Below are 26,604 nucleotides of genomic sequence, written 5' to 3' on the forward strand. Positions count from 1 at the left end.
CTCTTCAGGAGGGGGACGACAGCCATTCCCGCCCGGGATACCAGCCGGCCCTTGCCTGCCGTTCCTGGCCTCATGCCTTCAACAGCAGGCGAGATCAGGCCTACCTGCCTGTATTGCCAGGAGTGAACCCATGCCAGCATTGAGCTCGCGCGGCGGACGCAATCGCCGCACGGTCAACGAAATCAACATGGTGCCCTTCATCGACGTGATGCTGGTGCTGCTGATCATCTTCATGGTGACGGCTCCCATGCTCACGCCCGGCGCCATCAATGTGCCCAGCGCGGGCAAGGCCTCGCGCACCCCGCCCAAGCGGGCCGACGTGCTGCTTGCCCAGGATGGCAGCATCAAGCTGCGCATGGACGGCAACGAAAGAACGCTGTCCCTCAAGGAGCTCGGCCCTGCGGCCAGGCAATGGCAGGACGGCCAGAGCGAAGACAGCGCCGTGCTGATCTCGGCCGACAAGAAGCTGCCCTTTGAAACCGTCATGGCCGCCATGAGCCAGCTGCAGACCGCAGGCGTCAAGCGCGTGGCCTTTGGCGTCAAATCGTCCCAGTAACCCTTCGCCAAGCCTTCAGCCGACCCATGCGCAACCCACAAGACCACGACCAGTTCGCCCCGCCCCGCACGCAAGGTCGCTCGCGTGCCTGGGCCATGGCCGTGGTTGCGCACGGCCTGCTCGTGGCGGCCATGCTCTGGAACATCAAGGCGCCCTCGCAATCCGACGAGGCCATGGTTGAGGCCGAGCTCTGGGGCAACGCGGCACCAGCCCCGGAACCGGTACAGCCGCCCCCCCCGCCAGTGCCAGTGCCAGTGCCCGTACCTGCCGTGGAGCCCCGCCCCGTGCCGCCGCCGCCCAGGCCCCAGGTCAGCGACGACCAGCACGAGGCCGAGATTGCCCTGGAGAAAAAGCGCAAGCTCGAACAGCAAAAGAAAGAGCGCGAAGCCCAGGCTGCGCGCGAGAAAGAGCAGCGCGAACGCCTGGAAAAGGAAAAGGCGGAAAAGGAAAAAGCCGCCAAGGCCGAGAAGGACAGGGCCGAGAAAGCCGAGAAGGAACGCAGGGAAAAGCTGGAGCAGCAAAAGCGCCTGGAAAAAGAGAAAAAGGAAAAGGCTGAAAAAGACAAGGCCGAGAAGGAAAAGGCCAAGGCCGAAGCCGACAAAAAGGCCGCCGAAGACAAGCGCAAGAAAGAGCAAGCGGCCAAGGAAGCGCGCGAGGCCGAAGCCCGCCGCCAGGAAAACCTGCGCCGCATGCAAGGCCTGGCCGGCAGCGGCGGTGCGGCCAGCGAAGGCACGGGCGGCAGCCGCAGCGGCGGCCAGGGATCGAGCGTCAGCGGCGGCCCTTCGGCCGGCTACGGCGCCAAGGTCGCAGCCCGCGTCAAGCCCAACATCGTCTACCCGGATGCCATCAACGGCAACCCGCGCGCCGAGGTGCGCGTGCGCACCGCGCCCGACGGCACCATTACCGGCGCCACGATCAGCAAGTCCAGCGGCAACAAGGCCTGGGACGAGGCCGTGGTCCGCGCACTCGAAAAAACCGCCACCCTGCCGCGCGACATCGACGGCCGTGTGCCGCCCGAGCTGGTCATCGGCTTCAGGCCCCAGGACTGATGCCGTGCCCGGGCCGTCCTCGGCCGGGTTTCAGTCGGGTTTCAGTCGGGTTTCAGTCGGGTTTCAGTCGGGTTTCAAGCCAGCAGCATATGGCCCCCCAGGCCCAGCAGGCTGGCAAACAACAGGCGCCGGAACCACTGGGCCGACAGCCGTAGCCGCAGCCAGCCACCAAGGGCCATGCCCAGCAGGGCCGGCACCAGCATCAGGGCCGAAGCCCACAGCGCCTGGCCCCAGCCCGTACCCGCTGTGTAAGTGCCGTCTGCGTGCTGCGCAAGCACCAGGCCCGCCCCCAGGGCCAGCGTGGACACGGTAAAGCACAGGCCCATGGCCTGCATCAATGCCTGGCGCCCAAGCCCCAGCGACTGCAAGAAGGCCACGGCCGGCACGACGAAGACGCCGGTGAGCGCAGTGATCACCCCGGTCAGCAGACCGCAGACCAGACCCAGCCAGCCCTGGTGACGCATGGGCACTTGCATGCTGCGCCCCCACAGGCCCCAGAGCCCGTAGGCGAGCAGCGCCGCGCCCAGAAGCCTGTGCGCCTGGGCAGCCTCGCCCACCGGCCCCCAGACCAGCATCCCGCCCACCGTACCTGCCACAACCCCCAACTGCATCCAGCCCAGACGGCGCAGCAATGCAAGCAGGCCGGATATGGGCGCCATCTGCACCACGTTCGTGACCAGCGAGGGCAGCAGCAACCAGGCCGCAGCCTGCCCGGGCGGCATCAGCAAGGCCAGCAAACCCATGGACACCGTGGGCAGGCCCAGGCCCACCACGCCCTTGACGCAGCCCGCAAGCCAGAAAACGGCCATGCCCGCAACCCAGATCTCCCATCCTTCATGCATGCTTGCGCACCTCGCCTGCATCAGCCCTGACCATAGCCTTTGTCATGGAAAAACTCCTTTTGCAAATCCACTGAGCGCATTCTTTCTTGGGTACAGTGGTTTGACCATGCGGCATTCCAAGACACAGACTCAGGCAAAACCATAGGCTGATCCCATGCACTTCGATCTCATAGACCTGCAGCTGTTTGCCCATGTGCTCGATGCGGGCAGCATCACGGGCGCGGCCGGGCGCTCGCACATGACGCTGGCCTCGGCCAGCGAGCGTATCCGCGCCATGGAGGACTCTCTGGGCTGCGCCCTGCTCACGCGCGGTGCACGCGGCGTGCAGCCCACGCCTGCCGGCCATGCCCTGGGCCAGCATGCACGCGCCATGCTCTTGCAGATGCACAAGCTGCGCGGCGACATGGCCGACTACGGCGCGGGCCTGGCCGGCCATGTGCGCGTCTGCGGCAATACCTCGGCCGTGAGCCAGCACCTGCCGCCGGCTCTGGCCAGCTTTCTGCGCGACCACCCGCGCATTGCGCTGGAGCTTTGCGAATACAGCAGCGCCAATGTGCTCGAACGCCTGCGCCAAGGCCTTTGCGACATCGGCGTTGCCAGCGATGCCCTGGACGCCCGGGGGCTGCACATCACGCCCTGGCGCAGCGATGCACTGCAGGTCGTGCTCGCGCGCGGCCACCGGCTCGCACGGCGCGCAAGACTGCGGCTCGAGGATCTGCTGCACGAGGACTGGGTCGGCCTGCCACGCGGCTCGGCGCTGCAAAGCCTGGTGCAGCAGCAGGCCAGACTGCTGGGCGCCGATCTGCGCTGGCGCGCCCAGCTTCAGCACCTGGACAGCATCTGTGAATTCGTGGCCCAGGGCGTGGGCGTCGCCGTGGTGCCGGCCGCTGCGGCGGCCCGCCTCGCGCCGCTCCATGGCCTCAAGGCTCTTCCTCTGATCGACACCTGGGCCCAGCGCCAGTTGCTGCTGTGCACCGCCGATCCCCCCCAGCTTGCAGCCCATGCAGCCCAGTTGCTCACGCACCTGCAAGCCTGGGCAGATGTTTGATCCGGCGTCGGGTCTGCGGCCTTCAGGCCGCCGCCTGGGTGGCCAGTTGACCGAGCCGGGCCAGCGCTTCGTCAAGCGCCGGAGTGAACGGATGGCCGAAGTTCAGCCGCAGGCAGTGCTCAAACCCTGGTGAAGCCGAGAACACGGCCCCGGGGGCCAGGCTGATGCGGTGCTCCAGGGCCTGGCGGTACAGGTGCTGGGTATTGCAGTTGCCCGGCAGCTGCAGCCAGGCGAAATACCCGCCCTCGGGACGCGTGGCCTGGGTTCCCGCAGGGAAATAGCGGGCAATCGCGGCCAGCATCTGATCGCGCTGCTGGAGCAAGGCCTGACGCAGGCGGCGCAAATGCTTGTCCAGGCCGCCGCTTTCCAGATAGTCGGCCAGGGCCAGTTGGACAGGCGCATTCGTGGCCAGTGTGGAGGTGAGCTTGTGCCTTGCCACCGCGCGTGCAAAGCGCCCTGCGGCCACCCAGCCTATGCGCCAGCCCGGTGCCAGGCATTTGGAAAACGAGGAGCAGTGCAGCACCCAGCCTTGGGTATCGAATGCCTTGGCAGGCGGCGGCCGCTGATCGCCGAAGTACAGCTCGCCGTAGACATCGTCCTCTATGAGCGGCAGCTCGTGACGCGTGACCAGCTCCACCAGCGCCTTCTTGCGCGCCACCGGCATCAGACTGCCCAGCGGATTCTGAAAACTGGTCATCAGCCACAGGGCCTGGGGCCTGTGCCGGACGATGGCAGCTTCGAGTGCGGCCAGATCCATGCCCTCGCCCGGATGGGTGGGGACTTCGATGGCCGACAAGCCCATGCGCTCCAGGGCCTGCAAGGCGCCATAGAAACACGGCGATTCGATCAGCACGGCCCCACCCGGGCGGGTGACTGCGGCCAGACTCAGGTTCAGCGCTTCAAGCGCGCCATTGGTGATCAGCAGGTCGGCCGGGGACAGCGCCAGTCCGTCGGCCAGATAACGGCGCGCAATCTGGCGCCTCAGGGCCGCGCTGCCCGGCGTGAGGTCATCGAACGTGCTGCGCGGATCGATATGGCGTGCGGCCTTGGCCAGGCATTGACCCAGGCGCTGCAGGGGAAAGAGCTGGGGAGAGGGAAAGGCCGAGCCCAGCGGGACGAGCTCGCGGTCCATGGCCGACTCCAGGACCTCGAACACGCGCTCGCTGACATCGACCACGGCAAAGCGCCGGTCCTCGGGTGTGGACGCTGCCGTGGGCTGGGGTGGACTGCTGCGGGGCTGGCGGACCACGAAATAGCCCGAGCGCTCGCGCGCGCGCACCAGGCCGCGCGCCTCAAGCAGGTAATAAGCCTGGAAAACCGTGGATGCGCTGATGCCGCGGCGGGCGCTGGTATGACGCACCGAAGGCAGCTTCTCGTCGGGCTGCAGGATGCCGGCCTTGATGGAGGCCTCGATATCGTCAGCCAGCTCCTGGTAGCGCGTCATGGAGGGGCGATTGTACAGAGCCGCCTTGAAGCGAGAGAGCCCACCCATGGGCTCCGTGCCTGGCTCGGCCAGTGCGGCTTTGGTTTTCGCCTCTCAGAGCGTGTTCACGCGCTCAGCGCTTGCCGCGCACCAGCAGCAGCAACAGGGCCAGGCTGAAGCCGGCGAAGCCCACAAAGGACCAGTTGGCGATCGAGCCGCCCAGAAGCGTCCAGTCCACGGCCAGGCAATCGCCCGAGCCCCGGAAGATCATGGGAATGGAGCGGCTGATCGGGTAGTTCTCGATCATGCCGTAGAAGTCGCGCCCACAGGTCGCGAACTCGGGCGGAAACCATTGCAGCCAGCTTTGGCGCGCCGCCACAAAGGCGCCGAAGCCGCTCATCAGCAGCGCCGGCACGCTCCAGCCCAGAACCCAGCCCCTGCTGCCGCGCAGGCTGGCCAAGGCTGCAAACACGGCCACGCCTATGAGCGCATAGCGCTGCACGATGCACATGGGACAGGGCTCAAGCCCCACCACATGCTGCAGATACATGCCAAAGGCCAACATGGCCACGCAGGCCAGGAAGATCAGTGCCGTGATACGTCTAGGCGTCTTGTCAAACCAATCGAACATTCTTGCCTTCTCTCATCCGTTAAATAAAAAGTGGCAGGCTCAGCGCCTTCCGGCACCCAGCCCGCCTCAGAACGTGAACACGTTCCCGGATGCGAAAGCCATGGCGCCGCCTCAAATACCCGCGGCCTCATCCAGAAAGACTTTGGCCCGGCGCGGAGTCACGACCAAGGTTTCTCCCTCGCGCAAGCCCAGATCCTGGAACTGCCGCGCCGGAATATGCGCCTCGATCACATTGCCATGCTCGGCATTGTCCGTGCTTTCGGTGCTCTCCGATGGAATAAGTTCCAGCCGCGCCACGGGCCCTACGACGAGAGCGCGCGCCAACTGCACCACGATGCCCGTGGGCCTGCCCTGGGCATCGAGATTCTGTCCGGGCGAGTAGCGCTCGACCTCCAGATCGTGCGGGCGCACATAGGCAAATGCCTGCCTGTCCTGGACGTTGCCCGCATCCTGGCTGTCCAGCTGCATGCCGTCGTCCAGATAGACCCGGCCATTGCTGGCCCGGCCCTTGAACAGGTTGACATCACCGAGAAAGCCATAGACAAAAGGCGTGGCCGGGCTCTCCCAGACCTGCTGGGGCGTGCCCTCCTGCTCGATGCGGCCCTGATTGATGACCACCACGCGGTCGGCCACCTCCAGCGCCTCTTCCTGGTCATGGGTGACGAAGATCGAGGTCACATGCAATTCATCGTGCAAATGACGCAGCCAGCGCCTGAGCTCTTTTCTGACCTTGGCGTCGAGCGCGCCGAAGGGCTCGTCCAGCAACAGGACCTTGGGCTCCACGGCCAGGGCCCGCGCCAAGGCGATGCGCTGGCGCTGCCCGCCCGAGAGCTGGGAGGGGAAGCGATCGGCAATCCAGTCCAGCTGCACGAGCTTCAACAGGCTCATGACTTTCTCGCGGATCTGGGCTTCGCTGGGCCGCTGGCTTCGCGGCCTCACCCTCAGACCGAAAGCCACGTTCTCGAAAACCGTCATATGCCTGAACAGCGCATAGTGCTGGAACACAAAGCCCACGTTGCGATCGCGCACGTGGACATCGGTGGTGTCGGCGCCGCTGAAGTGGATGCTGCCCACATCGGGCGTCTCCAGCCCCGCGATGATGCGCAGCAGCGTGGTCTTGCCGCAGCCCGAAGGGCCCAGCAGCGCAATGAGTTCGCCCGACTTGATGTCCAGGCTCACATCACGCAAGGCCTGGAAATTGCCGAACTGCTTGTTGACGTTGCGTATTTCAATGCTCATGGTGTTGCTCTTATCTCAATAGGACCTGCGCAGACAAAGAGTGGGCGCGGCCTGTGTCCAGGGACAGGCCGCCCGCCTCAGCCGCATCTGCGCCTGCCGTAATCCATTCAGGCCGGTGACACGGCGGGCTGGGGCGCCTGCCCCGGCCTTTCGGGCGGCAGCGCGGCCGCAGCACGCGCCAGTTGTTCGACCCGCCATTCGGCAACCGACTTGATGACCAGGGTGATCAGGGCCAGCAGGGCCAGCAGCGAGGCCACGGCAAACGCCGCAACGGCCTGGTAGTCGGCATTCAAGACCTCCACATGCAAGGGAATGGTGTTGGTCTGGCCACGGATATGCCCCGAAACCACGGACACCGCACCGAACTCGCCCATGGCGCGGGCATTGCACAGGATCACGCCGTAGACCAGACCCCATTTGATATTGGGCAGCGTGACCTTGAAGAAGGTCTGCCAGCCCGAGGCACCGAGCACGATCGCGGCCTGCTCCTCATCGCTGCCCTGGGCCTGCATCAGCGGAATCAGCTCTCTGGCCACGAACGGAAAGGTCACGAACACGGTGGCCAGCACAATGCCGGGCACGGCGAAGATGATCTTGATGTCGTGCTCGGACAGCCAGGGGCCGAACCAGCCCTGGGCTCCGAACACCAGCACATACATCAGGCCCGCGACCACGGGCGAGATCGAGAACGGCAGATCGATCAGGGTCGTCAAAAACGCCTTTCCCTTGAACTCGTACTTGGCAATGCACCAGGCCGCAGCCACGCCGAACACCAGGTTCAGCGGCACCGAGATCAGGGCCGTGAGCAAGGTCAGCTTGATGGCCGAGATCGCATCGGGCTCGCCCAGCGCCGAGGCATACGCCTCCCAGCCCTTGCGCAGGGCTTCGGAGAAGACCGCGAACAAGGGAAGAATCAGAAACAGGCCGATGAAGACCAGCGCAACCGTCGTCAGCACCCAGCGCATCCAGCGCGGCTCGGTCGTCGCAAGCTTTGCGGGCCTGGCATTTCTGGGGGCCGTGATCCGGTACCAGACCACGAGCAGCACCAGGCCAAGCACCAGCACGATCAGCAGCTCGGCCCAGATGGGCGGCAGGGCCGGAAAAATCTGCAGCAGCAGTTCGCCTAGTTTTTGCATTAGCGTCCTCCCACCGCTTTGCGCTGCCAGGCCTGCAGTGCATTGATGATCAGCAACAGCACGAACGAGATCAGCAGCATGACGACGGCGACGGCCGTGGCGCCAGCGAGATCGTGCTGGTCGAGCTTGGCCATGATGATGAAGGGGGTGATCTCGGAAACCATGGGGATATTGCCCGCAATGAAGATCACCGAGCCGTATTCGCCCACGGCGCGCGCAAAGGCCATCGCAAAGCCCGTGAGCAGGGCCGGGCCGATGTGCGGCAGGATGACCTTGAAGAAGATCTGCCAGCGCGAGGCGCCAAGACTGGTCGCGGCCTCTTCCAGCTCCTTCTCGAAGTCCTCGAGCACGGGCTGCACGGTGCGCACCACGAACGGCAGGCCAATGAAGATCAGGGCAATCACAATGCCGTTCGGGCTGTATGCGACCTGGATCCCGAGCACCTCGAGATACTGGCCCAGCAGGCCGTTGCCCGCATAAAGCGCCGTCAGGGAAATGCCGGCCACGGCCGTGGGCAGCGCAAACGGCAGGTCCACCAGCGCATCGACCACCTTCTTGCCGGGAAACTGGTAGCGCACCAGCACCCAGGCGATCAGCATGCCGAACACCAGGTTCACACAGGCCGCCACGAAGGACGCTCCGAAGGACAGCTTGTAGGAGGCCACGACGGCCGGAGCCGAGACCGCATTCCAGAACTGCTCCCAGCTCAGCGACAGCGGCTTGAGAACCAGCGCCACCAGCGGTATGAGCACGATGATGCTCAGATAGAAAATGGTGTAGCCCAAGGTCAGACCAAAGCCCGGCAAGACCGGGCCCGCCCGCCGGCGACCTCTTGCAGGGCCTGGCGCGGGCGCCGGCCCTGCAGTTCTTGAGCTGTCGGAAACAGTGGCTAAGCCCATGCGTAAATTCCTGTCAGCCAGTAAAAAATCAGCGTGATGCCTTCAGACCGCAGGCCTTATTTGCCGGACGTGTAGATCTTGTCGAACTGGCCACCATCGTTGAAGTGCACTTTCTGCGCCTCGGTCAGCGAGCCAAAGTACTTGCCCACGGTGAACTGCTTGACTGGCTTGAACAGGTCTGCGTACTTCTTGAGCACGGCTTCCGAGCGGGGTCGTATGGCGTGCTTGGCCGCGATCTCCTGGGCCTCATCCGAGTACAGGTAGTCGAGATAGGCCTTGGCCAGTTCGGCCGAGCCCTTCTTGGCCACGGTGCGCTCGACCACGGCCACGGGATTTTCCGCAGTAATGCTTACCGAGGGATAGACCGCATCCACCTTGCCCTTGCCGAATTCGCGCTCCACGGACACCACTTCGGACTCGAAGGTGATCAGCACATCGCCGATATTGCGCTGCAAAAAGGCTGCCGTGGCATCGCGCCCGCCCTTGGCCAGCACGGGCACGTTCTTGTAGAGCTGGCCCACGAACTCTGCGGCCTGGGCATCGCTGCCGCCTTTCTCGCGCACCGAGCCCCAGGCGGCCAGATAGGCATAGCGGCCATTGCCGCCGGTCTTGGGATTGACCACCACGACCTTGACGTCGGGACGGATCAAGTCGTTCCAGTCCTTGATGTTCTTGGGATTGCCGTTGCGCACCAGGAACAGCATGGTCGAGGTCGTGGGCGAGGCATCGTGAGGGAATTTCTTGCTCCAGTCCTTGGCCACCACGCCGTTGTCGGCCAGGAACTGGACATCGGTCGTGGTGTTGAAGGTCACCACATCGGCCGCGAGGCCGTCGTTGACCGCACGGGCCTGGGCGCTGGAGCCTGCGTGCGACTGGTCCACCTTGACATCCACGCCCTTGGTCTTTTTGTAGTGCGCGATGAAGGCCGTGTTGTAGTCCTTGTAGAACTCGCGCGCCACGTCATACGAGACATTGAGCAGCTGGTTCTGAGCCGACACGGCACCGGCCGCAGCCAAGGCAATCCCTGCCAACAAGGTTTTGAGCTTTGCAGAATGCATGGTTCCCCGCCTTTTACAAAAGGTATTTCACAGACGGTTGCATTGTGCGTATGCAGCTTTAAAGCTCAAACGAATATATTTTTGTTTGTTAATCAGATAAAGGCATAAAGAAACCCAGCCAGGACTCGCCGCCCCCGAGGTGCATCACCAGCTCAGCACCGTGCCCGCAGGCTTGAGCCCGGCCTCGGCCCTGGCGCGCTCGCTCTTTCCTGGGCCAGCGGCTGGGGTGGCCTCCCATGCGCTCTCTTGCAGCAGCGACTGCAGCAGCGCAAGGCCCAGGGGCCAGGGGCCGAAGCCCGCCTCCACGTTCACATGGCCGGCGTTCTGCAGGCGCACAAGCTCACTGCCCCAGGCCCGGGCAAAGGCACCCGCACGGCGTATGGGGCAAAAGGGATCATTGCTGCTGGCCACGAGCACGCTGCGATAGGGCAAGGGCGCATAAGGCACGGGCGCGAAGTCGCTGAGCTGCGCCCGGCGCTCGGGATCGGCAGGGGCCACCAGCAAGGCACCCTGGACCCGCGCACAGGCCTCGGCGCCCAAATGCACGGCCGTGATGCATCCCAGGCTGTGGGCGACCAGCACCACACGCCCGGGCCTGGAGAGAATGGTTTTTTCCAGAGCCTGGACCCAGTCACTGCGGCGCGGCACGAACCAGTCGTCCTGCTCCACTCGCTCGGCCCCGGCCAGTTGTTCAGCCCACAGACTTTGCCAATGATCGGGGCCTGAGTTGCGCCAGCCAGGCACGATGACGATTCGGGTAGAGGACATGGGGGCTTTCCTTTGCAACAGCCTCGCAGCTGGTTGATACAAGGCCGCATTGTGAAGAGCAGTCCCGCCAATCCCAACGAATGATTTGTTGTTTTCTTATGGGGTCGCCTGCTGCGGCCCCGGCCCCGGCGCTGTGAGCTCGGGCTCGGGCTGCGCAATCGCGTTGCGCCCGGGCATGACTTCGCTCAGAAAGTCGAGAAAGTGCCGCACGGCAGGTGCCAGTCCACGGCGCGAAGGAAACACCGCATGCACGATGCCCGGAGGGGGTGCCCAGTCGGGCAGCAAATGCACCAGGCGACCCTCGGTGAGCTCCTCGTGGCACATGTAGTCGGGCATCCAGCACATGCCGCTGCCCGCCAGGGCCGCAAACTTCAGCGTGAGCAAATCATCGGCCACATAGCGCGGCTGCAGTTGCAGCCGGTGCTCCTGCCCTTCAGGCCCCTGGAGCAGCAGGGTGTACTGCCCGTCCACGGCCGACATGGCCATGCTGTCCAGGTGCTGCAGGTCGGCCAAAGTGGCAGGCGTTCCCTGGCGCTCCAGCAGCCCCGGACTGGCAACCAGGATCTGGCGGGAGCGATCAAGCCGCTTGACCACCATGGAGCCGCTGTCGTCCAGGCTGGCCCGCACCCGCAAGGCCACATCGACGCCCTCTTCCACAAGATTCACGGAGCGGTTGCTGACCTGCATCTCCACATGGACCAGGGGGCAGCGGTGCAGGAACTCGGGCATGAGCTCGCCGAGCACGGTCTGGGCCAGCGTGACAGGGCAGCTCACACGGATCGTGCCGCGCGGCTCGGTCTGGACTTCGGCCACCGCATCGGCAGCGGCCAGTGCGGCATCGCGCATGACCTGACAATGGCGCAGATACGCCTCGCCGGCCTGGGTCAGCGAGAGCTTGCGCGTGGTGCGCTGCATCAGGCGCACGCCCAGGCGGTTTTCAAGCTCGGCCACGCGCCGCGAAAGGCGCGACTTGGGTATGCCCAGGGTCCGTCCGGCTGCGGCAAAGCCCCCGCGCTCCACCACCTCCGCAAAGTACAGCATGTCGTTGAGATCCTGCATCCAGATGCCCATTCAAGAATCGGTTGGTCCGGCTTTCGCGATCACAGGCGCAGGCCCGGCCTCATGCAATGCATGAGGCGACTCACCTGCATCGGATGCCCAGGCCGAAAGTCGTGCGCTGGAGCTCTCAAAACCAGGCTCCAGCTTCAAAACACTAGATTAACAACAAAATCAGGACAATCCATCGCATTTCAGACGACTAATCATGATTCCGTTCAGAATTCATAATCGATCCCCATGCTGAAAACCCGGCGCCGTGCCGGGTCCAGCCCGCAGGCCCGGATCATCCGGCCTGGCGATTGCATATTCCAAGTTTCAAAGGTGTTTTTCATGCAAGTGCTGCACATAGATTCCTCGATCACCGGAGCAGCTTCGGTGTCCCGCCAACTCACCGCGCACATCGTGGACAGCCTCAAACAGGCCCATCCCGATGCCAGGATCGACTATTTGGACCTGGCGGTGAACGCTCCCGAGCACCTGAGCGCCGAGGCCCTGGGCTTTCGCACGGGCCAGGCCGCCCGCACCGAAGGCGAGCGCCGCCAGAATGCGATCTCCGAAGCTCTGGTCAGCCAGTTCCTGGCAGCCGATGTGGTCGTGGTCGGGGCGCCGTTCTACAACTTCACCATTCCAAGCCAACTCAAGGCCTGGCTGGACCGCGTGGCCCAGGCCGGCCGCACCTTTCGCTATACGGCCAGCGGCCCCGAAGGCCTGGCCAAGGGCAAGAAGGTGATTGTGGTCTCCTCGCGCGGCGGCATGTACTCCAATAGTGACGTCGGCCAGGCGCTCGAGCATCAGGAAAGCTATCTCAAGACCATGTTCGGCTTCATGGGCGTGACCGATGTCAGCATCGTCCGCGCCGAAGGCCTGGCCCTCGGAGAGCAAGCCAGGGCCCAGGCGCTGAACGCGGCCAGGGCCGACATAGAGAGCCTGGAGCTCAAGGCGGCCGAGCTTGCAGCCTGATCGCCTGTGAAGACGCTGCGCAGCTGAGCCGGGCTTTGGAGCAGCGGATTTACGCTCTCAGCCCTGCTCGGACAGCAGGTCCTGCAAGGCCTTGATCTGCTGGCGCAGGCGCTCGTTCTCGGCCTCGAGCTCGGTCACACGCTCGCGCAGCTCTTGCGCGCTGGGCTGGGCCGCAGCCTCGTCTGCGGTACTGCTTTCTGCCTCGGGCTGAGCGGCCTTGGGCTTTTTCTTGGCTTCGCGCACGCGCTTGGCCGCCTGCTTGAGGCCTTCGGCGCCTTCGGCGGCCACGGCCTGCTGCTCTTGCACAGGCAGGCTGGCGACCACGGCAGCCGCATTCAGTGACAGGTCACCGGCCTTGACCGCAGCCACAACTTCGGGCGCGGCGTTTTGCTGGATCGTCTCTATGAGCTTGACCTGGGCCGCCGACAGGCGTGCGGCGCGGGCCAGGGCTTCGCGCGTGTCCAGCGCCTCGTCGGGCACCTTGGCCACGCTGGCCAGGGCGGCGGCGACTGCCGGATCGGTCTCGCCCTCCCAGGGCGCCTGCTCGGCCGAGGCATCTGCGCCCTGCTCGGCCTTGGCGGCCTGCACGGCGGCGGCCGCTGCTGCGCGGCGCGCAGCAATGATTTCGCGCTTGCGCAAGGCCAGCACGCCGCGCTGAAAATCGGACACGCTGCGCCGGCCCAGGTGCTGGTCGATCATCCACAGGTGCACGTCATCCATGGTCTTGAACTGCGTGGCCTGGATGGTGTTGAACGGCAAGCCGTGCTTTTGGCAGATACCGTAGCGGTTGTGGCCGTCTATCAGCAGGTTGCCCCACAGCACGAGTGCGTCGCGGCAGCCTTCGGCGAGGATGCTGCGCTCTAGCGCCTCGTGCTCGTCGGCGGTCAGCGGGTCGATATAGGCCTTGAGTTCTTCGTTGACTTCTATGTCCATGGATTGCCACGGGCGCCTTGCAGGCACCCTGAATAAGAGATTGAAAAGGTGAGCTGTCAGCGCTTGCTATATCGAGGTTTCAGCATTCAATCATGCTGAGATCTAGATAAGGCAAGCGGTAGCAGCTATCAAATTGATTTAGAGCAGGCGCGCAATCAAGGCACCGTCCACCGGGCCTTGCAGCGGAATACGCACGCGCACGGGGTTGCCCTGGGCGACCTGCACGCTCTGGCCTTCGAGGTCGAACATGCTCTCCAGCAAGACCTGGCGATTGCCCGAGGGATGGATGATCTCCAGCGTATCGCCCACGGCAAAGCGGTTCTTGGTCTCGACCTCGGCCAGGCCGTCCTCGTAGCCGCGCACCTCGCCCACGAAGTGGCTGCGCTGCAGAACGCTGTGGCCGGTCTCGTAATTCTGGTAGTCGTTGGCGGGACGGCGCTCCAGCAGGCCGCCCGTATAGCCACGGTTGGCCAGGCCTTCGAGCTCGGTGATCAGGTGCGGGTTGAAGGGGCGTCCCGCGACCGCATCGTCGATGGCGCGGCGATAGACCTGGGCCGTGCGCGCCACGTAGTACAGGCTCTTGGTGCGGCCCTCGATCTTGAGCGAGTCCACGCCAATTTTGGCCAGGCGCTCCACATGCTCGACGGCACGCAAGTCCTTGGAGTTCATGATGTAGGTGCCGTGCTCATCTTCCATGATGGGCATGAGCTCGCCGGGACGGCCCTTTTCCTCGATCAGATAGACCTGGTCGGCCTTGGGGTGGCGCTGGCCGCTGCCGCAGGTGCTGCCGAACTGCTGGTCGGCCTCGTCCTTGGCCGTGGCAAAGTCGAAGTCCTGCTCCATGGCCTGGGCCAGGGCCTCGCCGGTATTCGGGTCCACGCCCGCATCATGGGTCTTGTACTCCCAGCGGCAGGCATTGGTGCAGGTGCCCTGGTTGGGGTCGCGCCGGTTGAAGTAGCCCGACAGCAGGCAGCGGCCCGAATAGGCAATGCACAGCGCGCCGTGCACAAAGACTTCGAGCTCCATGTCCGGGCATTCCTGGCGCACCTTCTCGATCTCGTCCAGCGACAACTCGCGCGAGAGGATGATGCGCGAGACGCCCGCCTGCTGCCAGAACTTCACCGTAGCCCAGTTCGTGGTGTTGGCCTGCACGGAGAGATGGATTTCGGTCTCTGGCCATTTCTCCTTGACCATCATGATGAGGCCCGGGTCGGCCATGATGAAGGCATCGGGCTTGCACTCGATCACGGGCTCGATGTCACGCAGATAGGTGCGCACCTTGTCGTTGTGCGCGATGAGGTTGCTGGTGACGAAGAACTTCTTGCCGCGCGCATGGGCTTCGGCGATGCCCTGGGCAATCTGCTCCAGGCGAAATTCATTGTTGCGCGCGCGCAGAGAGTAGCGCGGCTGGCCGGCATACACGGCATCGGCACCAAAGTCATAGGCCGCACGCATCTTGTCCAGTGAGCCAGCAGGCAGCAGCAGTTCGGGGGCTTTGAGGGTCATGATGGCCCGTATTGTCCCGCATCGGCATCGCCCCCTCGGCTGCCAAGGGGGACTGGGCACAAAGCTTTCTGACTTTTTGCCCAGGCACCGTGCAGACACTTTAGAGCGTGTTCACGATCTCTACACGCCTCTGGTGGCTTTGCGCGCAAACCGCAGACAGTGACTGGCCCATATACACAAAAACCATGCTTTCCCTGTCGCCGGGAGGCATCGAAAAGCAATGAATCGTGAAACGCCCATTCCGCTTCGGACGCTTTATGCGCGCCCCGCCATTCATTCAATCCAGACAAGCATTTGATTCCCAAGGCATTCCACACAAATAAACAATCTCACCTATGAAATGTCAAAAACAAATATACACATTGCTTCACACACATAAACATTTCAATCCATGGAAAAGAGGTTTATTTGCATTTTAAATCATCTTGTTACCATAAGATTTGGACTATCCAAACGGACAAAGAAATAGAAGAAATTTAAAAACTCTTACTGTTTCATCACACCGATGGATAGGGTGCGAGATTTTGACAATGAATATCGCACACCTCTTTGTTTATTCAACTTTTCAATAGATCTGCAACTATGAAATCGAAAATCATCACTGCTCTGGTCGTCATGGGTGCTGCCACTGCTTCGCAATTCGCCGCGGCAGCCGATGGCACCATCACCTTCAATGGCCAGGTCACTGCCCAGACCTGCACGATCAATGGCAATGGCTCCGGCAGCAAGGACTTCACCGTCACCCTGCCCACCGTCTCCACCAGCGCCCTGGCCGCAGCCGGTGCAACAGCCGGCCGTACGGCTTTCAACATTGCGCTGACCAACTGCACGCCCGCTTCGGGCTCGGTGCACACCTTCTTCGAACCCGGCCCCACGGTGAACCTCACCACCGGTCAGCTGCGCGTGGCAGCAGGCGCAAACTCCGCGACCAATGTCGAAATCGGCCTGCTGAACGACGACTTCAGCGCCATCAAGGCCGGCGCCGCCGACGCCTCGCAGAACTCCAAGCCTGCCAACATCAGCGCCACCGGCACGGCCACCCTGCCCTACTTTGCGCAATATGTGGCCACCGGTGTTGCCGGAGCCGGCGCTGCCAACTCCAGCGTTCAATACACGCTGGTTTATCAGTGATCCACTCAAAAAAACGCTGATTAGCGCAGTCCAAAGCTAAGTCCAAAAGGGCGGACTTTTGTCCGCCCTTTTTCCTCGGCGCCATCAGAATTCATTTTGAGTCTTCCTCATGAAAATCAAAAAAATCATCAAGACTGCGGCCACTGCAATATGTGCCGCATGGCTGAGCTATATTCCAGCCCTCTCCCAGGCCTCGGTGGTAATCGGTGGCACGCGCGTGGTTTATGAGGCCAAGGAAACCGAAGTCACGCTCAAACTGACCAATCCGGGCCAATCGCCTGCGCTGGTACAGGCCTGGGTAGACGCAGGCAATACAGGCACGGCCCCTGCAGATATCAATGTGCCCTTTACCGTGACGCCTCCGATGTCACGCCTAGATCCGACCAAGGCCCAGACTCTGCGCATCGTCTATACGGGCGAGCCGCTGCCAACGGATCGTGAGTCCGTGTTCTGGCTCAACGTCCTCGAAATCCCCCCCAAGCCCAGTGCCGACGAAGCTGACACCAACAAGATCCAGCTGGCATTTCGCTCACGCATCAAGCTGTTCTACCGCCCGGCCGACCTCAAGGGCAAGCCCGAAGAAGCCGCATCCCAGCTGCGCTGGAAGCTCATCAAGCAAGAGGGCAAACCGGCCATCGAGGTCCACAACCCCACACCGTTTCATGTCTCGCTCACCGAGATCAGCGTGCACTCTGCCGGCAAGCAAGCCACGTTCGACGACGGCGGCATGGTCGACCCCGGAAAAACCGAGATCTTTGTCCTCAAGGGCGAGGCATCCGATGTACCAGGAGCCAGCGTGCACCACCGCTCCCTGAACGACTACGGCGGCCCCGTCGAAGGCCAGACCTTGCTGCACCCCGAAGCCCCGGGCAAGACCCAATAACTCCCCTCATAGCTGACAGCCCAGGCCAGCGACCTGAAACAGGCACCGGATGTCAGCGCCCTATTCCCAGCCGAGTCCGTCTGCCTGCACCTGCGGGCCACTGGACGGCGGCTTGCACACGGATTGACTGCTGTGATCCAACGAATACTCCTATCGCCGTTGTCTGCCCCCCGGTGCCCCTTCCCGCTGAGCCTGCTTGCGCTGTCTCTGTTCGCTGCCGCCAGCATGGCCGCAGAAACACCCGGGGGCACGACCTATGTTGCCGAAGTCGAATTCAACGACCAGTTTCTGCAGCAGCCCGGCGGCACCCCCATTGACGTCAGCCGCTTCCAGAAAGGCAACCCTGCCATTCCCGGTGAATACAGCGCCGACTTGTTCGTCAATACCGCCTGGCTGGGCCGCCGCAGAATCACGCTGCGCCAGATCGGCGATAACCATAACAATGTCCAGCCCTGCTTCGATGCGGATCTGCTGCAGCAAATCGGCGTGGATCTGCAAAAGCTCTCCGCCGAAGCCTCACAGAAGCTCGAAGAGCCGAGCCATGCCTGCCTGGTCCTGGCATCGCTGATTCCCGATGCCACAGCCGTGTTCGACAACGGGGAGCAGCGGCTCGACATCAGCGTGCCCCAGATCGTCATGCGCCATGCGGCACGCGGCTATGTCGATCCCAAATACTGGAGCGACGGCATCCCCGCAGCCTTGCTGCAATACAACGCCAACGTCTATCGCAGCGAAAGCCTCGGGCGCTCCAACACCCAATCCTTCATGGGGGTCATCGCCGGCCTGAACTACGGCCCCTGGCGTCTGCGCCACAACGGCAACTTCACCCATTCATCGGTCAACGGCTCGCACTACCAGAGCACGCAAACCTATCTGCAACGCTCCCTGGCGAGCATCAAATCCCGCCTGACTCTTGGCGAGGCATTCACCGACGGCAGCATGTTCGACAGCGTGGGCTTCAGAGGCATCCAGCTGGCCAGCGACGAACGCATGTTCCCCGAATCACAGCGCGGCTACGCACCCACGATCCATGGTGTGGCCAACAGCAATGCCCTGGTTCAGGTCCGCCAGAACGGCAACATCATCTACACCACCAACGTCGCCCCCGGAGCCTTCGAGATCAACGACCTCTATCCCACGGGATATGGCGGCGACCTCGATGTAAGCGTGACCGAGGCCGATGGCCGAGTCCAGTCCTTCAAGGTTCCCTATGCGGCGGCCGTCAACGCCCTGCGCCCCGGCGTCACCCAGTACAGCCTCACGGTAGGCCAGTATCGCAATGCCTACCTCTCCAGCAATGCGGGTCTGGCTCAGGGCACCATCAAGCATGGCTTTACCAACCTGCTCACAGGCTATGGCGGCCTGACGATCGCCAAGCACTACTACTCGGCCCTGCTGGGCGCGGCCTTCAACACCGATTTCGGCGCCCTGGGCTTTGACATCACGCACGCCTCGGCCACCCTGCCCGACCAGAAGGTCAGCACCGGCCGAAGCATCAAGCTGTCCTACAGCAAGCTCATAGCCCCCACCGACACGAACATCACGCTGGCCGCTTACCGCTACTCGAGCAAAGGCTTTTTAAGCCTGCAAGATGCCATGCAGCGGCAAGAGCCCACGGACATCTCCATCCACAACATGATGCGCGGCGGCATTCAGCGTGGACAATTCCAGGCCGTGCTCAACCAGAGCCTGCGCCCGGGCTGGGGCTCGTTCTATCTCTCTGGTTCCACCGTGGACTACTGGAACCGCAGCGGTCGCGACACCCAGTTCCAGGCAGGCTACAACAACAGCTTTCGCTCGATCGGCTACGGCCTCTCCGCCGGACGCCAGTTCGACGCCCTGCGCGGCCGCTGGGACAACCGCATCACGCTCAACATCTCCGTCCCCCTGAGCTTTGGCGCACATACGGTCTACAGCTCCACCAGCCTGCAGCACGACTCCAATGGCAATTCCCAGATTCAGCAGTCCATCTCGGGCTCGCTGGGCGTGGACCACGCGCTGAACTACGGCCTCAACATCGGCCACAGCAGCGGTGACGGCGTCAAGAGCAGCAATACGGTCGGCGGCAATCTTTCCTACCTGTCGCCCTACGCAACGCTGACGGCCAACGCCTCCAAGGGAACGGACTACACACAGTACGGCGCAGGCCTGGCGGGCGGCGTGGTCGCCTATGGCGGCGGTGTGGTGCTCACGCCCCTCATGGGCGAGACGATAGGCATCGTGGAGGCAGAAGGTGCCAGTGGCGCGCGCGTCACGGCCGGCAGCGGCCTGCGCGTGGACCGTTTCGGCCATGCGCTGGTCTCTGGCCTGACACCATTTTCAAGCAACGAAGTCGAGCTCGACCCCAAGGGCCTGCCCATGAGCGTGGAGCTCAAGTCCACAACACAGCGCGTGGCCCCCACGGCAGGCGCCGTGGTCAAGCTCAAGTTCGAGACCGAAGGCGGCGGCCGCGCAGTGCTGCTGCGCGCCAGCCTCAGCGACGGCAAGCCCGTGCCCTTTGGCGCCCAGGTGCTGGATGCCGATGCACAAAACGTGGGCACGGTGGCGCAGGCCGGCCGCATTGTGCTGCGCGGAGTGCGCAGCGACACCGCCACGCTGCAGGTCAAGTGGGGAGAGGCCGCGGCCGAGAACTGCTCGCTCAGCTATGCCCTGCCCGAAGAATCCAAGCAAGACAAACAACTGTGGACCAATATGGAGGCGGTATGCCGCAATTGATCAATAAAAAAAAGATACCGGTAAAAAGCGGCAAGAAAAAAATGAATGGACAGCCGATTTTCATGAGCAATGGAGCAATATCCTGGGCGGCCACAGCCTTTGTACTGGCGTGCAGTCTCCACAGCACCGATGCAAAAGCCCAGCAAGGTTGCTCTGATGGGGGCCCCGCGACTATCTATTTTCAGATGCCCTCCTCCATAACCGTTCAACCCAGCACTGCGGACAAAACGGTATTGACCCCATGGGTCAAAGCTGCAGGAAGATCATTTTCCTGCACAGCGAGTTCCCGCTATCGAGCCCACTATATGGGATTTACCTCCCCAGGCAACCTTGAAGAACTGGCTGCAGGCAAATATCAGGACATACCCTCGCCAGGAATTTCCAGTGCCACTGCTGTTTATAAGTCCAATCTTTCCGGCATAGGTGTTGCAGTTACATGGCGAACCTATGACTCGCGATGCGGTTGGTATCCTTGGTATAGCGGTTATGGTGGAAATCTAAAGGGCCATAACATATTTGACATGCCTGCGAATAATATATACAACCAAGGAAATATTTGCCCTCCGCTTTTATCAGGTAGCGCCGTCTTTAAAGACGAAGCCATGGTGGCACTGGTCAAGATTGGCACGATCATTTCTGGGCGGGTAACAGGAACAACAGGCAGCGGAATCGTTGCCATGTCAGGCCTGGGAGTCGATGACACCAAATCAGGGCACGCCTGGTTCAATCTTGTGGGAAGAAATACCTATTATCTGACTCCGACCATGGTCAAGGGAGCCACTTGCACCACGCCGAATGTGACGGTCAACCTGGGGAAGCATCCACAATCCAGCTTTAATGGTATAGGCTCCACAACTCCATCGGTTCCATTCAATATTGATCTAAAGGACTGCCCGGCGGGAATCCAGAATATTGCATATACATTGGATGCAACGAGTCCCGTCATCAGCTCCTCTCAAGGAATTATTTCACTTTCAGCCAATGCGACAGCAAAGGGTATAGGAGTTCAGGTCAAGAGGTCTGATAACAGCGCGCTTGATATTTCTTATGCACATACACTGACAGGCATAAAACCCAGCGGGGGAAACTATACCATACCACTCAAGGCTTCTTATTACCAGAGCGGTGCCTCGGTCACACCTGGATCGGCGAATGCCAGCATGACTTTCACGATCAATTATTTTTAATATCAGGAGATCAATAAAACCACCCATACCGTTTTTTTATTTCCTTCAATATATATTTCACCCGGCAATCAAATGCCTTCCTATTAATCCACTTCAGTTAAAAAATGAACTCCAAAATAATTTCAGCACTCGCCTTCACAAGCATGATCAGCATTTCCCCATTCGCTGCAGCGGCCGACGGAAATATAGCGATCGCAGGCAACGTGACCGCCCAAACCTGCGTCATCAATGGCAATAACAGCAACAACAAGGACTTCTCGGTCACGCTGCCGACGGTGACGACCAGCCAGTTGCTGAGCACAGGTCAGACGGCAGGCCGCGTGGCTTTTGACATCAAGCTCAGCTCCTGCACCCCCGCATCCGGCAACGTCCACACCTTCTTCGAACCCGGCCCGACCGTGGACATGGCTACGGGCAATCTGATCCTGGCTACCGGTGGTGCAGGCAACGTGCAGATCGGTCTGCTCAATGACGATTTGTCGGTCATCAAGATTGGTGCCGCGGACACAGCCCAGAACTCCAAGGCCGCCGCCATCAGCGCCGCCGGCACGGCCACCCTGCCCTACCACGCCCAATATGTGGCCACGGGTGCCTCCACCGCTGGCGTGGCGAACACCAGCGTCATGTACTCGCTGGTCTACCAGTGATGGCATGGCCGGATCGACCGGGGTCCCGAAGCCGCAGCGCATGAACGGGACAGAGCCCTGCGGCCGGCCCATTGTTTGATCCGGTGTTGGAATAAGAGCGTGTTCACGATCTCCTCGCGGCGCACCTGCGTAGAGATCGTGAACACGCTCTAAGCCTTCAGCAGACCTCAGTACAGGCTGACAGAAACAGAAACGCAAACAGGGCCGAACCACGGCCCTGTTTGCGTTTCTGGGCCAGGCCCTGCAGCAGGCCCGGGCCTGCATCGCTGCCGGGCCAAACGCATGCCATCCAACTGGTCTGCCACAGACAAATGGACTGGCCTGATGAATCAGACCATTTCATATTCAGAATTCACTGCAAATCAGGGCTGGCGACACACATCAAGCCAGCCGGTGCTTGCCGTTTTTTTGATTGAGAAAAGGACATTGCAGATGCAGACCAATACCCCAACGCTCGCCATACGCCCCGTGGAAGCGCAGGACAAGAAACAGTGGCTGACCTACTGGGCGCAGTACCAGGCCTTCTACCAAGTCACGCTGAGCCAGGAAACCACCGACAAAACCTGGGCCCGCTTCTTTGACCCCACCGAGCCCGTGCACTGCGCCGTGGCCGCAGACGGCGAGCGCCTCCTGGGCTTTGTGACCTTGGTCTATCACCGTTCCACCTGGGGCCAGAATGACTTTTGCTACCTGGAAGATCTCTATGTCTGCCCAAGCACCCGAGGGCAGTCCGTGGGCAGGCGGCTGATCGAATACGTGCAGCAACAGGCACGCGAAAAGCAGTGCGACCGACTCTACTGGCATACCCAGGAAAGCAACCACACTGCACAGCGCCTGTATGACTGGGTGGCAGAGAAACCCGGAGTGATCGAATACCGGATGACCTTGGACGCTGCCGCATAGCCAGTTGACCCATCCGGCACTTGCAGTGTTTGTTCTTGTCCCGGCCTTCGAAGCAGGATCGATCTCCGTGCTCACAGGCCGGTCGCGGCAGGCGAGATGCAGTACCTGAGGCAATCAGCTGGATATCGGCCTCCCCCAGGGGCAACGCGCAGCACCAGCTGCGCTTTTTATTTGATAGCTGCCTGCGCTTTATGGATAAGCGCGGCAAGCAATTTCCGTGCTCTTCATACGCGGACCTGGCAAACCTCGATCCAGCAAGCCGGCCGGCTTTCGGCCAGGCCACTCCATCCGGCACGCGATCTCTGCTGCGCGACGTCGACTACGATGAAACCATCTATCTCACCTCAAGGAACGCAGCAGAATATGAACCGTCTTACCCGCATTGGAGTCACTCTGGCTGCTGCAGCCGCATTGATGGCCGCCGAAGTACAGGCCTGCACCCGCGTCATCTACGAAGGCCCCAACGGCACTTACCTCACGGGCCGGTCGATGGACTTCAAGGATCCCATGGTCAGCAATCTCTGGGTTTTTCCTCGGGGCATGCAACGGCACGGAGCAGCCGGCCCCCGGTCGGTGCAATGGACTTCCAGCTATGGCAGCCTGATCGTTTCCGGTTACGAGATTTCTGCAGTCGACGGCATGAACGAAGCCGGCCTCAACGCCAACCTGCTGTGGCTGGCCAATGCCAAATACCCTGAAGATGATGGCCGCACACCTCGCATCTCGCTGGCCATCTGGGCACAGTATTTTCTTGACCAGTTCGCCACCGTGAGCGAGGCCGTCAAACATGCACAGGCCATGCCCTTGCAGGTAGTCAGCGGCGAAGTGCCCGGCCGCCCTGGCAGTCTGGCGCCGCTGCACCTGTCGCTGTCCGACGCCACAGGCGACAGCGCCATCCTCGAATGGATCGATGGCAAGCTGAACATCCACCACAGCCGCGACTATCGCGTGATGACCAACGAGCCGGCCTACGAAGACCAGCTCGCCATTCAGCGCTACTGGAGCGGGGTCAACGGACGCACCTTTCTGCCCGGAAGCAACCGCGCCTCCGACCGGTTCGTGCGCGCCAACTACTACACCGATGCGGTCCTCAAGAGCGACGACCCGCGCACAGCCGCCGCCGCCGTGTTCAGCGTGGTGCGCAATGTCTCCGTGCCCTACGGCATCAGCCAGCCCGACGCGCCCAATCTTTCGACCACCCGCTGGCGCATCGTCGCCGACCACAAGAACCGGCTGTTCTATGCCGAATCCGCCATCTCCCCGAATGTGCTGTGGGTCGACATGAAGCGCCTCGACTTCTCCAAAGGAGCACCCACACGCGTCCTGGATCTGGGCGTCGACATGGCCCGCACACTCTCCGGAGAAGTCTCGGGGCAATTCGTCGCGGCCAAGCCATTTACCTTCATGGAAGCACAATAAAGGCCTGCTGCTCCTCGTTGATGCGAAGCCTTGCCTGCTGGGGCAAGAGTGCTTGTAAAGGACTCTCTTGATCTCCACCCGCCCCATCGCCCCTCACGAATGGGCCCCATACCGGGACCTTCGCCTGCAAGCACTGCGAGACGCACCCCATGCCTTTGGCAGCACCTGGGAGGCGGAGGCCAAAAGAGCGGATGAAAGCTGGTCCACACAAATCACCTCCGCGACCTCGGGCGAAATGGACTTGCCACTTTTTGCCTTTAACGAAGCACAAGCCTGTGGCCTGATCTGGTGCAAGCTGTCCGCCACCGAGCCCGGCGTGGCCTACATCTACCAAATGTGGGTACACCCCGCCGCGCGCGGCCAGGGCGCGGGTCGCGCCCTGCTAGTGCAGGCACTGGCCTGGGCTGAAGGCCGCGGTGCACGCTGTGTGCGCTTGGGCGTCACCCATGCAGACTCCCCCGCCATGCGCTTGTATCGTGCGCATGGTTTTCGCCCTGTTGGGGATATAAAGCCACTGCGCGAAGGCTCCGAGCTGATGGCGCAGACCATGGAGCGGGTATCGAGCGAGCCTGTTGCACGTTGACGAAGAAGCTGGCCTGGCACCAGCCGCCCTCAGAGCGTGTTCACGCCCTCAAGGCAGACTCAAATCCATACCGAGCATCCTGGCCAGACCGAAGGTGAAAAGCACGACGACCAGAACCCCCAGCATGAAGATGATCATCAGCTTGCCGCCTGTGCGCAGCAAGGCGCGTTTGTCCGCCCCCTTCTTGCCCTGGTCGTAATGCCATTTGATGGCGAAGAACATGCAGGTGCCGAAAATGAGCACCTTGAACGTAAGAAAGACGACGGGGACCCAATCGATCATTTGAAAATTTCCAGCCTATGACTTGACACTGTCCATCGTGACGGCGCATCAGCCCCAGATGAGAGACAAAACGTCAGCAGCGCCATACAAGAACGGTTTGGCTGTACGTTCTGGTCCATGTTACTCAAAAGCAATTTCCATACATCGAGACAAAATGTCCTCGCCAAGAACCCTGCTGGATGACAGTTTGCCGCTTTGGCTGCCGCGATTGGCCATGCACGGCGGCCCCCGCTTTCTGCAGATTGCGGATGCCTTGCAGGCCGCGATGGCGGACGGGTCCCTGGCTCCGGGTGACCGCCTGCCTCCGCAGCGCTGGCTGGCAGCACAACTGGGCATCGATCTGACGACGGTCACACGTGCCTATGACGAAGCCAGACGCCGCCACTTGCTGGAGGGGCGCGGCGCCCGGGGCACTTATGTGGCAGCGCCCAAGGTCGAGTTGACCACGGTTCTCGATCTGAGCATGAACACTCCGCCACCGCCGGATGGCGTGGACTTCGACGACATGCTCAAACAAGGCTTGTCCCAGGTACTGATGAGGACCGACGCGGAATTGCTGATGGCCTACCACCTGGGTGGCGGAAGCGACGTTGGACGCAAGGCCGGCGCCCACTGGCTTGCGCCCATGTTCGGTCACCTGGATGCAGAGCAGGTACTGGTCTGTCCGGGGGCGCAGGCGGCGATTGCGGCCTTGATTCTGGCGCTCACCGAGCCTGGCGATGCGATCTTTGCCGAGCCCGCAAGCTACCCCGGCCTGCATGCAGCAGCCACCCAATTCGGCCGGCGCCTGGTTGTGGTGGAGGCGGACCAGCACGGAATGCGGCCCGAGATGCTGGAGCAGGCATGCCGCCAGCACCCGCCTGGGCTGGTCTACCTCAATCCGACCTTGCAGAACCCGACCGCCATCACCATGCCCGAACATCGGCGCAAGACACTGGCCAGCGTCGCCCAGCGCTGCCGTATACGCATCATTGAAGACGACCCCTACTGGTTGCTGGCCGAGGCACCGCCGCCGCCGATTGCCCATTGGGCGCCGGAACAGGTGTGCTACATCTCCACCCTGTCCAAATGCCTGACGCCGGGTTTGCGCGTTGCCTTTGTGCTCCTGCGTAACCCGCAGGAACGCGAGCGTTTTCTGGTTGCGCTCCGATCATTTGCGCTGATGGTGGCGCCGATGACGGCGGCACTGGCCACGCAGTGGATTTTCGACGGCTCGGCAGCGGGATTGATGGAAGGCGTGCGCAAGGAGGCTCGCCTGCGTCACCGGATGGCCTGGGATATTCTGGCGGGCCGCTACAGCGGCGCTGGAGACGGCCTTCATGTATGGCTTGAACTGCCGGGATACTGGAGCTCTGCACAGCTTGCGCAGGCAGCCGGGCGCGAAGGCATTGCGGTCACGCCGGCGCAGGTCTTCGCCACAGACGCCACACACAGCGCATCCGTGAATGCCATCCGGATTTCCCTGGGCAGCATCAAGAACCGTGCTGGCTTGCAAGCCGGTCTTCAACGGCTGTCCCAACTGCTGGCGCGGCAGCCCTAGCCGTTCAATGCTTGGTGATGTAAGCCTCCAGAAGACACGGCCGCCATTCAGGCGCTCTCCCAATGCCATCGCACCTGGGCTGCCTGCCTCGGCGCCGATGTGCCCAGAAGATCACGCGAAAAATTGAACCACCAGCAAGAGCACTACGCAAGCCGTGCAGGCAAGACCTGCTTTGGCCCACGGCCCCCACCTCCAGCATTCAACCCG

At 62.3% G+C, this 26,604-nt stretch carries 25 protein-coding genes; 13 read left to right on the forward strand and 12 right to left on the reverse strand.

Going from position 1 to position 26,604, the window contains the following annotated elements:
• Positions 1–130 precede the first annotated feature (130 nt).
• Together G486_RS0107260 and tolA are read left to right on the forward strand one after the other, a co-directional pair.
• Complete coding sequence (locus tag G486_RS0107260; RefSeq protein WP_027014947.1) at positions 131–556, forward strand: biopolymer transporter ExbD; 426 nt, start codon at positions 131–133, stop codon at positions 554–556.
• Between the two features lie 26 nt (positions 557–582).
• A complete protein-coding gene (gene tolA, locus G486_RS0107265; RefSeq protein WP_027014948.1) occupies positions 583–1,605 on the forward strand; it encodes a cell envelope integrity protein TolA in 1,023 nt (340 codons plus the stop codon).
• 74 nt (positions 1,606–1,679) lie between these two features.
• Here tolA and G486_RS0107270 read toward each other — a convergent pair whose 3' ends face one another.
• A complete protein-coding gene (locus tag G486_RS0107270; RefSeq protein ID WP_027014949.1) occupies positions 1,680–2,447 on the reverse strand; it encodes a sulfite exporter TauE/SafE family protein in 768 nt (255 codons plus the stop codon).
• A 154-nt stretch (positions 2,448–2,601) separates the two neighbouring features.
• Between G486_RS0107270 and G486_RS0107275 the strand changes: the two genes are divergently transcribed.
• Positions 2,602–3,495 (forward strand): LysR family transcriptional regulator, encoded by an 894-nt coding sequence (locus G486_RS0107275; protein WP_027014950.1) that lies wholly within the window; start codon positions 2,602–2,604, stop codon positions 3,493–3,495.
• 22 nt (positions 3,496–3,517) lie between these two features.
• Here the strand turns inward: G486_RS0107275 and G486_RS0107280 are convergent, their stop codons facing one another.
• The 8 genes from G486_RS0107280 to G486_RS21725 all read right to left on the reverse strand — a co-directional run bounded on the left by G486_RS0107280 (position 3,518) and on the right by G486_RS21725 (position 11,708).
• Positions 3,518–4,939, reverse strand: a complete 1,422-nt coding sequence (locus tag G486_RS0107280) for an aminotransferase-like domain-containing protein (RefSeq protein ID WP_027014951.1) — start codon at positions 4,937–4,939, stop codon at positions 3,518–3,520.
• A 112-nt stretch (positions 4,940–5,051) separates the two neighbouring features.
• Entirely contained in the window at positions 5,052–5,549 is a 498-nt protein-coding gene (locus G486_RS0107285; protein ID WP_027014952.1) for a disulfide bond formation protein B, read from the reverse strand.
• 111 nt (positions 5,550–5,660) lie between these two features.
• Positions 5,661–6,788 carry a sulfate/molybdate ABC transporter ATP-binding protein gene (locus G486_RS0107290; protein WP_027014953.1) on the reverse strand — a complete coding sequence of 376 codons (1,128 nt, stop codon included), beginning with the start codon at positions 6,786–6,788 and terminating at the stop codon, positions 5,661–5,663.
• Between the two features lie 107 nt (positions 6,789–6,895).
• Positions 6,896–7,924, reverse strand: coding sequence for a sulfate ABC transporter permease subunit CysW (gene cysW / locus G486_RS0107295; protein ID WP_027014954.1), 1,029 nt, complete (start codon positions 7,922–7,924; stop codon positions 6,896–6,898).
• On the reverse strand, positions 7,924–8,823 hold the full coding sequence (cysT, locus tag G486_RS21715) for a sulfate ABC transporter permease subunit CysT (RefSeq protein ID WP_051303263.1): 900 nt from the start codon (positions 8,821–8,823) through the stop codon (positions 7,924–7,926). Before cysT ends, cysW begins: the two co-directional genes overlap by 1 nt.
• A gap of 56 nt (positions 8,824–8,879) precedes the next feature.
• Positions 8,880–9,881, reverse strand: a complete 1,002-nt coding sequence (locus tag G486_RS0107305) for a sulfate ABC transporter substrate-binding protein (protein ID WP_027014955.1) — start codon at positions 9,879–9,881, stop codon at positions 8,880–8,882.
• 144 nt (positions 9,882–10,025) lie between these two features.
• Positions 10,026–10,649 (reverse strand): RBBP9/YdeN family alpha/beta hydrolase, encoded by a 624-nt coding sequence (locus tag G486_RS21720; protein ID WP_051303265.1) that lies wholly within the window; start codon positions 10,647–10,649, stop codon positions 10,026–10,028.
• A 96-nt stretch (positions 10,650–10,745) separates the two neighbouring features.
• Positions 10,746–11,708 (reverse strand): LysR family transcriptional regulator, encoded by a 963-nt coding sequence (locus G486_RS21725; RefSeq protein WP_051303293.1) that lies wholly within the window; start codon positions 11,706–11,708, stop codon positions 10,746–10,748.
• Between the two features lie 330 nt (positions 11,709–12,038).
• On the opposite strand from G486_RS21725, the gene G486_RS0107320 reads away from it, so the two are divergent.
• Positions 12,039–12,668, forward strand: a complete 630-nt coding sequence (locus G486_RS0107320) for an FMN-dependent NADH-azoreductase (protein ID WP_027014956.1) — start codon at positions 12,039–12,041, stop codon at positions 12,666–12,668.
• 57 nt (positions 12,669–12,725) lie between these two features.
• Here G486_RS0107320 and G486_RS0107325 read toward each other — a convergent pair whose 3' ends face one another.
• Positions 12,726–13,601: a hypothetical protein gene (locus G486_RS0107325; RefSeq protein ID WP_027014957.1), complete on the reverse strand. Its 876-nt coding sequence runs from the start codon at positions 13,599–13,601 to the stop codon at positions 12,726–12,728.
• 138 nt (positions 13,602–13,739) lie between these two features.
• Entirely contained in the window at positions 13,740–15,107 is a 1,368-nt protein-coding gene (gene trhP, locus G486_RS0107330) for a prephenate-dependent tRNA uridine(34) hydroxylase TrhP (RefSeq protein ID WP_027014958.1), read from the reverse strand.
• Positions 15,108–15,689: 582 nt separating this feature from the next.
• On the opposite strand from trhP, the gene G486_RS0107335 reads away from it, so the two are divergent.
• From G486_RS0107335 to G486_RS0107370, 8 genes are all read left to right on the forward strand, one after another.
• Positions 15,690–16,238 carry a fimbrial protein gene (locus G486_RS0107335; RefSeq protein WP_027014959.1) on the forward strand — a complete coding sequence of 183 codons (549 nt, stop codon included), beginning with the start codon at positions 15,690–15,692 and terminating at the stop codon, positions 16,236–16,238.
• A gap of 109 nt (positions 16,239–16,347) precedes the next feature.
• Positions 16,348–17,121 carry a fimbria/pilus periplasmic chaperone gene (locus G486_RS0107340; protein ID WP_027014960.1) on the forward strand — a complete coding sequence of 258 codons (774 nt, stop codon included), beginning with the start codon at positions 16,348–16,350 and terminating at the stop codon, positions 17,119–17,121.
• 225 nt (positions 17,122–17,346) lie between these two features.
• Complete coding sequence (locus G486_RS0107345; protein WP_084455120.1) at positions 17,347–19,836, forward strand: fimbria/pilus outer membrane usher protein; 2,490 nt, start codon at positions 17,347–17,349, stop codon at positions 19,834–19,836.
• The gene (locus G486_RS23385; RefSeq protein ID WP_084455108.1) at positions 19,824–21,023 is read left to right on the forward strand and encodes a fimbrial protein; all 1,200 of its coding nucleotides are present in this window, start codon (positions 19,824–19,826) and stop codon (positions 21,021–21,023) included. Before G486_RS0107345 ends, G486_RS23385 begins: the two co-directional genes overlap by 13 nt.
• A gap of 104 nt (positions 21,024–21,127) precedes the next feature.
• Entirely contained in the window at positions 21,128–21,670 is a 543-nt protein-coding gene (locus G486_RS0107350; protein WP_027014962.1) for a fimbrial protein, read from the forward strand.
• Positions 21,671–22,102: 432 nt separating this feature from the next.
• Complete coding sequence (locus G486_RS0107360; RefSeq protein WP_027014963.1) at positions 22,103–22,573, forward strand: GNAT family N-acetyltransferase; 471 nt, start codon at positions 22,103–22,105, stop codon at positions 22,571–22,573.
• A 363-nt stretch (positions 22,574–22,936) separates the two neighbouring features.
• A complete protein-coding gene (locus G486_RS0107365; RefSeq protein ID WP_027014964.1) occupies positions 22,937–23,992 on the forward strand; it encodes a linear amide C-N hydrolase in 1,056 nt (351 codons plus the stop codon).
• 67 nt (positions 23,993–24,059) lie between these two features.
• Complete coding sequence (locus G486_RS0107370) at positions 24,060–24,575, forward strand: GNAT family N-acetyltransferase (RefSeq protein ID WP_027014965.1); 516 nt, start codon at positions 24,060–24,062, stop codon at positions 24,573–24,575.
• 48 nt (positions 24,576–24,623) lie between these two features.
• On the opposite strand, the gene G486_RS0107375 is transcribed toward G486_RS0107370, so the two are convergent.
• Positions 24,624–24,857, reverse strand: a complete 234-nt coding sequence (locus G486_RS0107375) for a hypothetical protein (RefSeq protein WP_027014966.1) — start codon at positions 24,855–24,857, stop codon at positions 24,624–24,626.
• Between the two features lie 154 nt (positions 24,858–25,011).
• Between G486_RS0107375 and G486_RS0107380 the strand changes: the two genes are divergently transcribed.
• Positions 25,012–26,397, forward strand: coding sequence for an aminotransferase-like domain-containing protein (locus tag G486_RS0107380; RefSeq protein WP_211233757.1), 1,386 nt, complete (start codon positions 25,012–25,014; stop codon positions 26,395–26,397).
• The last annotated feature ends 207 nt before the right edge of the window (positions 26,398–26,604 follow it).

It is taken from the genome of Comamonas composti DSM 21721 (assembly GCF_000429845.1).
GTDB lineage: Bacteria > Pseudomonadota > Gammaproteobacteria > Burkholderiales > Burkholderiaceae_C > Comamonas > Comamonas composti.

Coding starts and splice junctions, on each gene's coding strand:
- G486_RS21720 (WP_051303265.1), bottom strand. CDS start 10,649: ATGTCCTCTACCCGAATCGTCATCGTGCCTGGCTGGCGCAACTCAGGC.
- G486_RS0107280 (WP_027014951.1), bottom strand. CDS start 4,939: ATGACGCGCTACCAGGAGCTGGCTGACGATATCGAGGCCTCCATCAAG.
- G486_RS0107270 (WP_027014949.1), bottom strand. CDS start 2,447: ATGCATGAAGGATGGGAGATCTGGGTTGCGGGCATGGCCGTTTTCTGG.
- G486_RS0107320 (WP_027014956.1), top strand. CDS start 12,039: ATGCAAGTGCTGCACATAGATTCCTCGATCACCGGAGCAGCTTCGGTG.
- G486_RS0107360 (WP_027014963.1), top strand. CDS start 22,103: ATGCAGACCAATACCCCAACGCTCGCCATACGCCCCGTGGAAGCGCAG.
- G486_RS0107365 (WP_027014964.1), top strand. CDS start 22,937: ATGAACCGTCTTACCCGCATTGGAGTCACTCTGGCTGCTGCAGCCGCA.
- G486_RS0107375 (WP_027014966.1), bottom strand. CDS start 24,857: ATGATCGATTGGGTCCCCGTCGTCTTTCTTACGTTCAAGGTGCTCATT.
- G486_RS0107350 (WP_027014962.1), top strand. CDS start 21,128: ATGAACTCCAAAATAATTTCAGCACTCGCCTTCACAAGCATGATCAGC.
- G486_RS0107285 (WP_027014952.1), bottom strand. CDS start 5,549: ATGTTCGATTGGTTTGACAAGACGCCTAGACGTATCACGGCACTGATC.
- G486_RS0107260 (WP_027014947.1), top strand. CDS start 131: ATGCCAGCATTGAGCTCGCGCGGCGGACGCAATCGCCGCACGGTCAAC.
- G486_RS0107325 (WP_027014957.1), bottom strand. CDS start 13,601: ATGGACATAGAAGTCAACGAAGAACTCAAGGCCTATATCGACCCGCTG.
- G486_RS0107335 (WP_027014959.1), top strand. CDS start 15,690: ATGAAATCGAAAATCATCACTGCTCTGGTCGTCATGGGTGCTGCCACT.
- G486_RS21725 (WP_051303293.1), bottom strand. CDS start 11,708: ATGCAGGATCTCAACGACATGCTGTACTTTGCGGAGGTGGTGGAGCGC.
- cysT (WP_051303263.1), bottom strand. CDS start 8,823: ATGGGCTTAGCCACTGTTTCCGACAGCTCAAGAACTGCAGGGCCGGCG.
- tolA (WP_027014948.1), top strand. CDS start 583: ATGCGCAACCCACAAGACCACGACCAGTTCGCCCCGCCCCGCACGCAA.
- G486_RS0107305 (WP_027014955.1), bottom strand. CDS start 9,881: ATGCATTCTGCAAAGCTCAAAACCTTGTTGGCAGGGATTGCCTTGGCT.
- G486_RS0107275 (WP_027014950.1), top strand. CDS start 2,602: ATGCACTTCGATCTCATAGACCTGCAGCTGTTTGCCCATGTGCTCGAT.
- G486_RS23385 (WP_084455108.1), top strand. CDS start 19,824: ATGCCGCAATTGATCAATAAAAAAAAGATACCGGTAAAAAGCGGCAAG.
- trhP (WP_027014958.1), bottom strand. CDS start 15,107: ATGACCCTCAAAGCCCCCGAACTGCTGCTGCCTGCTGGCTCACTGGAC.
- G486_RS0107380 (WP_211233757.1), top strand. CDS start 25,012: ATGTCCTCGCCAAGAACCCTGCTGGATGACAGTTTGCCGCTTTGGCTG.
- G486_RS0107290 (WP_027014953.1), bottom strand. CDS start 6,788: ATGAGCATTGAAATACGCAACGTCAACAAGCAGTTCGGCAATTTCCAG.
- G486_RS0107340 (WP_027014960.1), top strand. CDS start 16,348: ATGAAAATCAAAAAAATCATCAAGACTGCGGCCACTGCAATATGTGCC.
- cysW (WP_027014954.1), bottom strand. CDS start 7,924: ATGCAAAAACTAGGCGAACTGCTGCTGCAGATTTTTCCGGCCCTGCCG.
- G486_RS0107345 (WP_084455120.1), top strand. CDS start 17,347: ATGGCCGCAGAAACACCCGGGGGCACGACCTATGTTGCCGAAGTCGAA.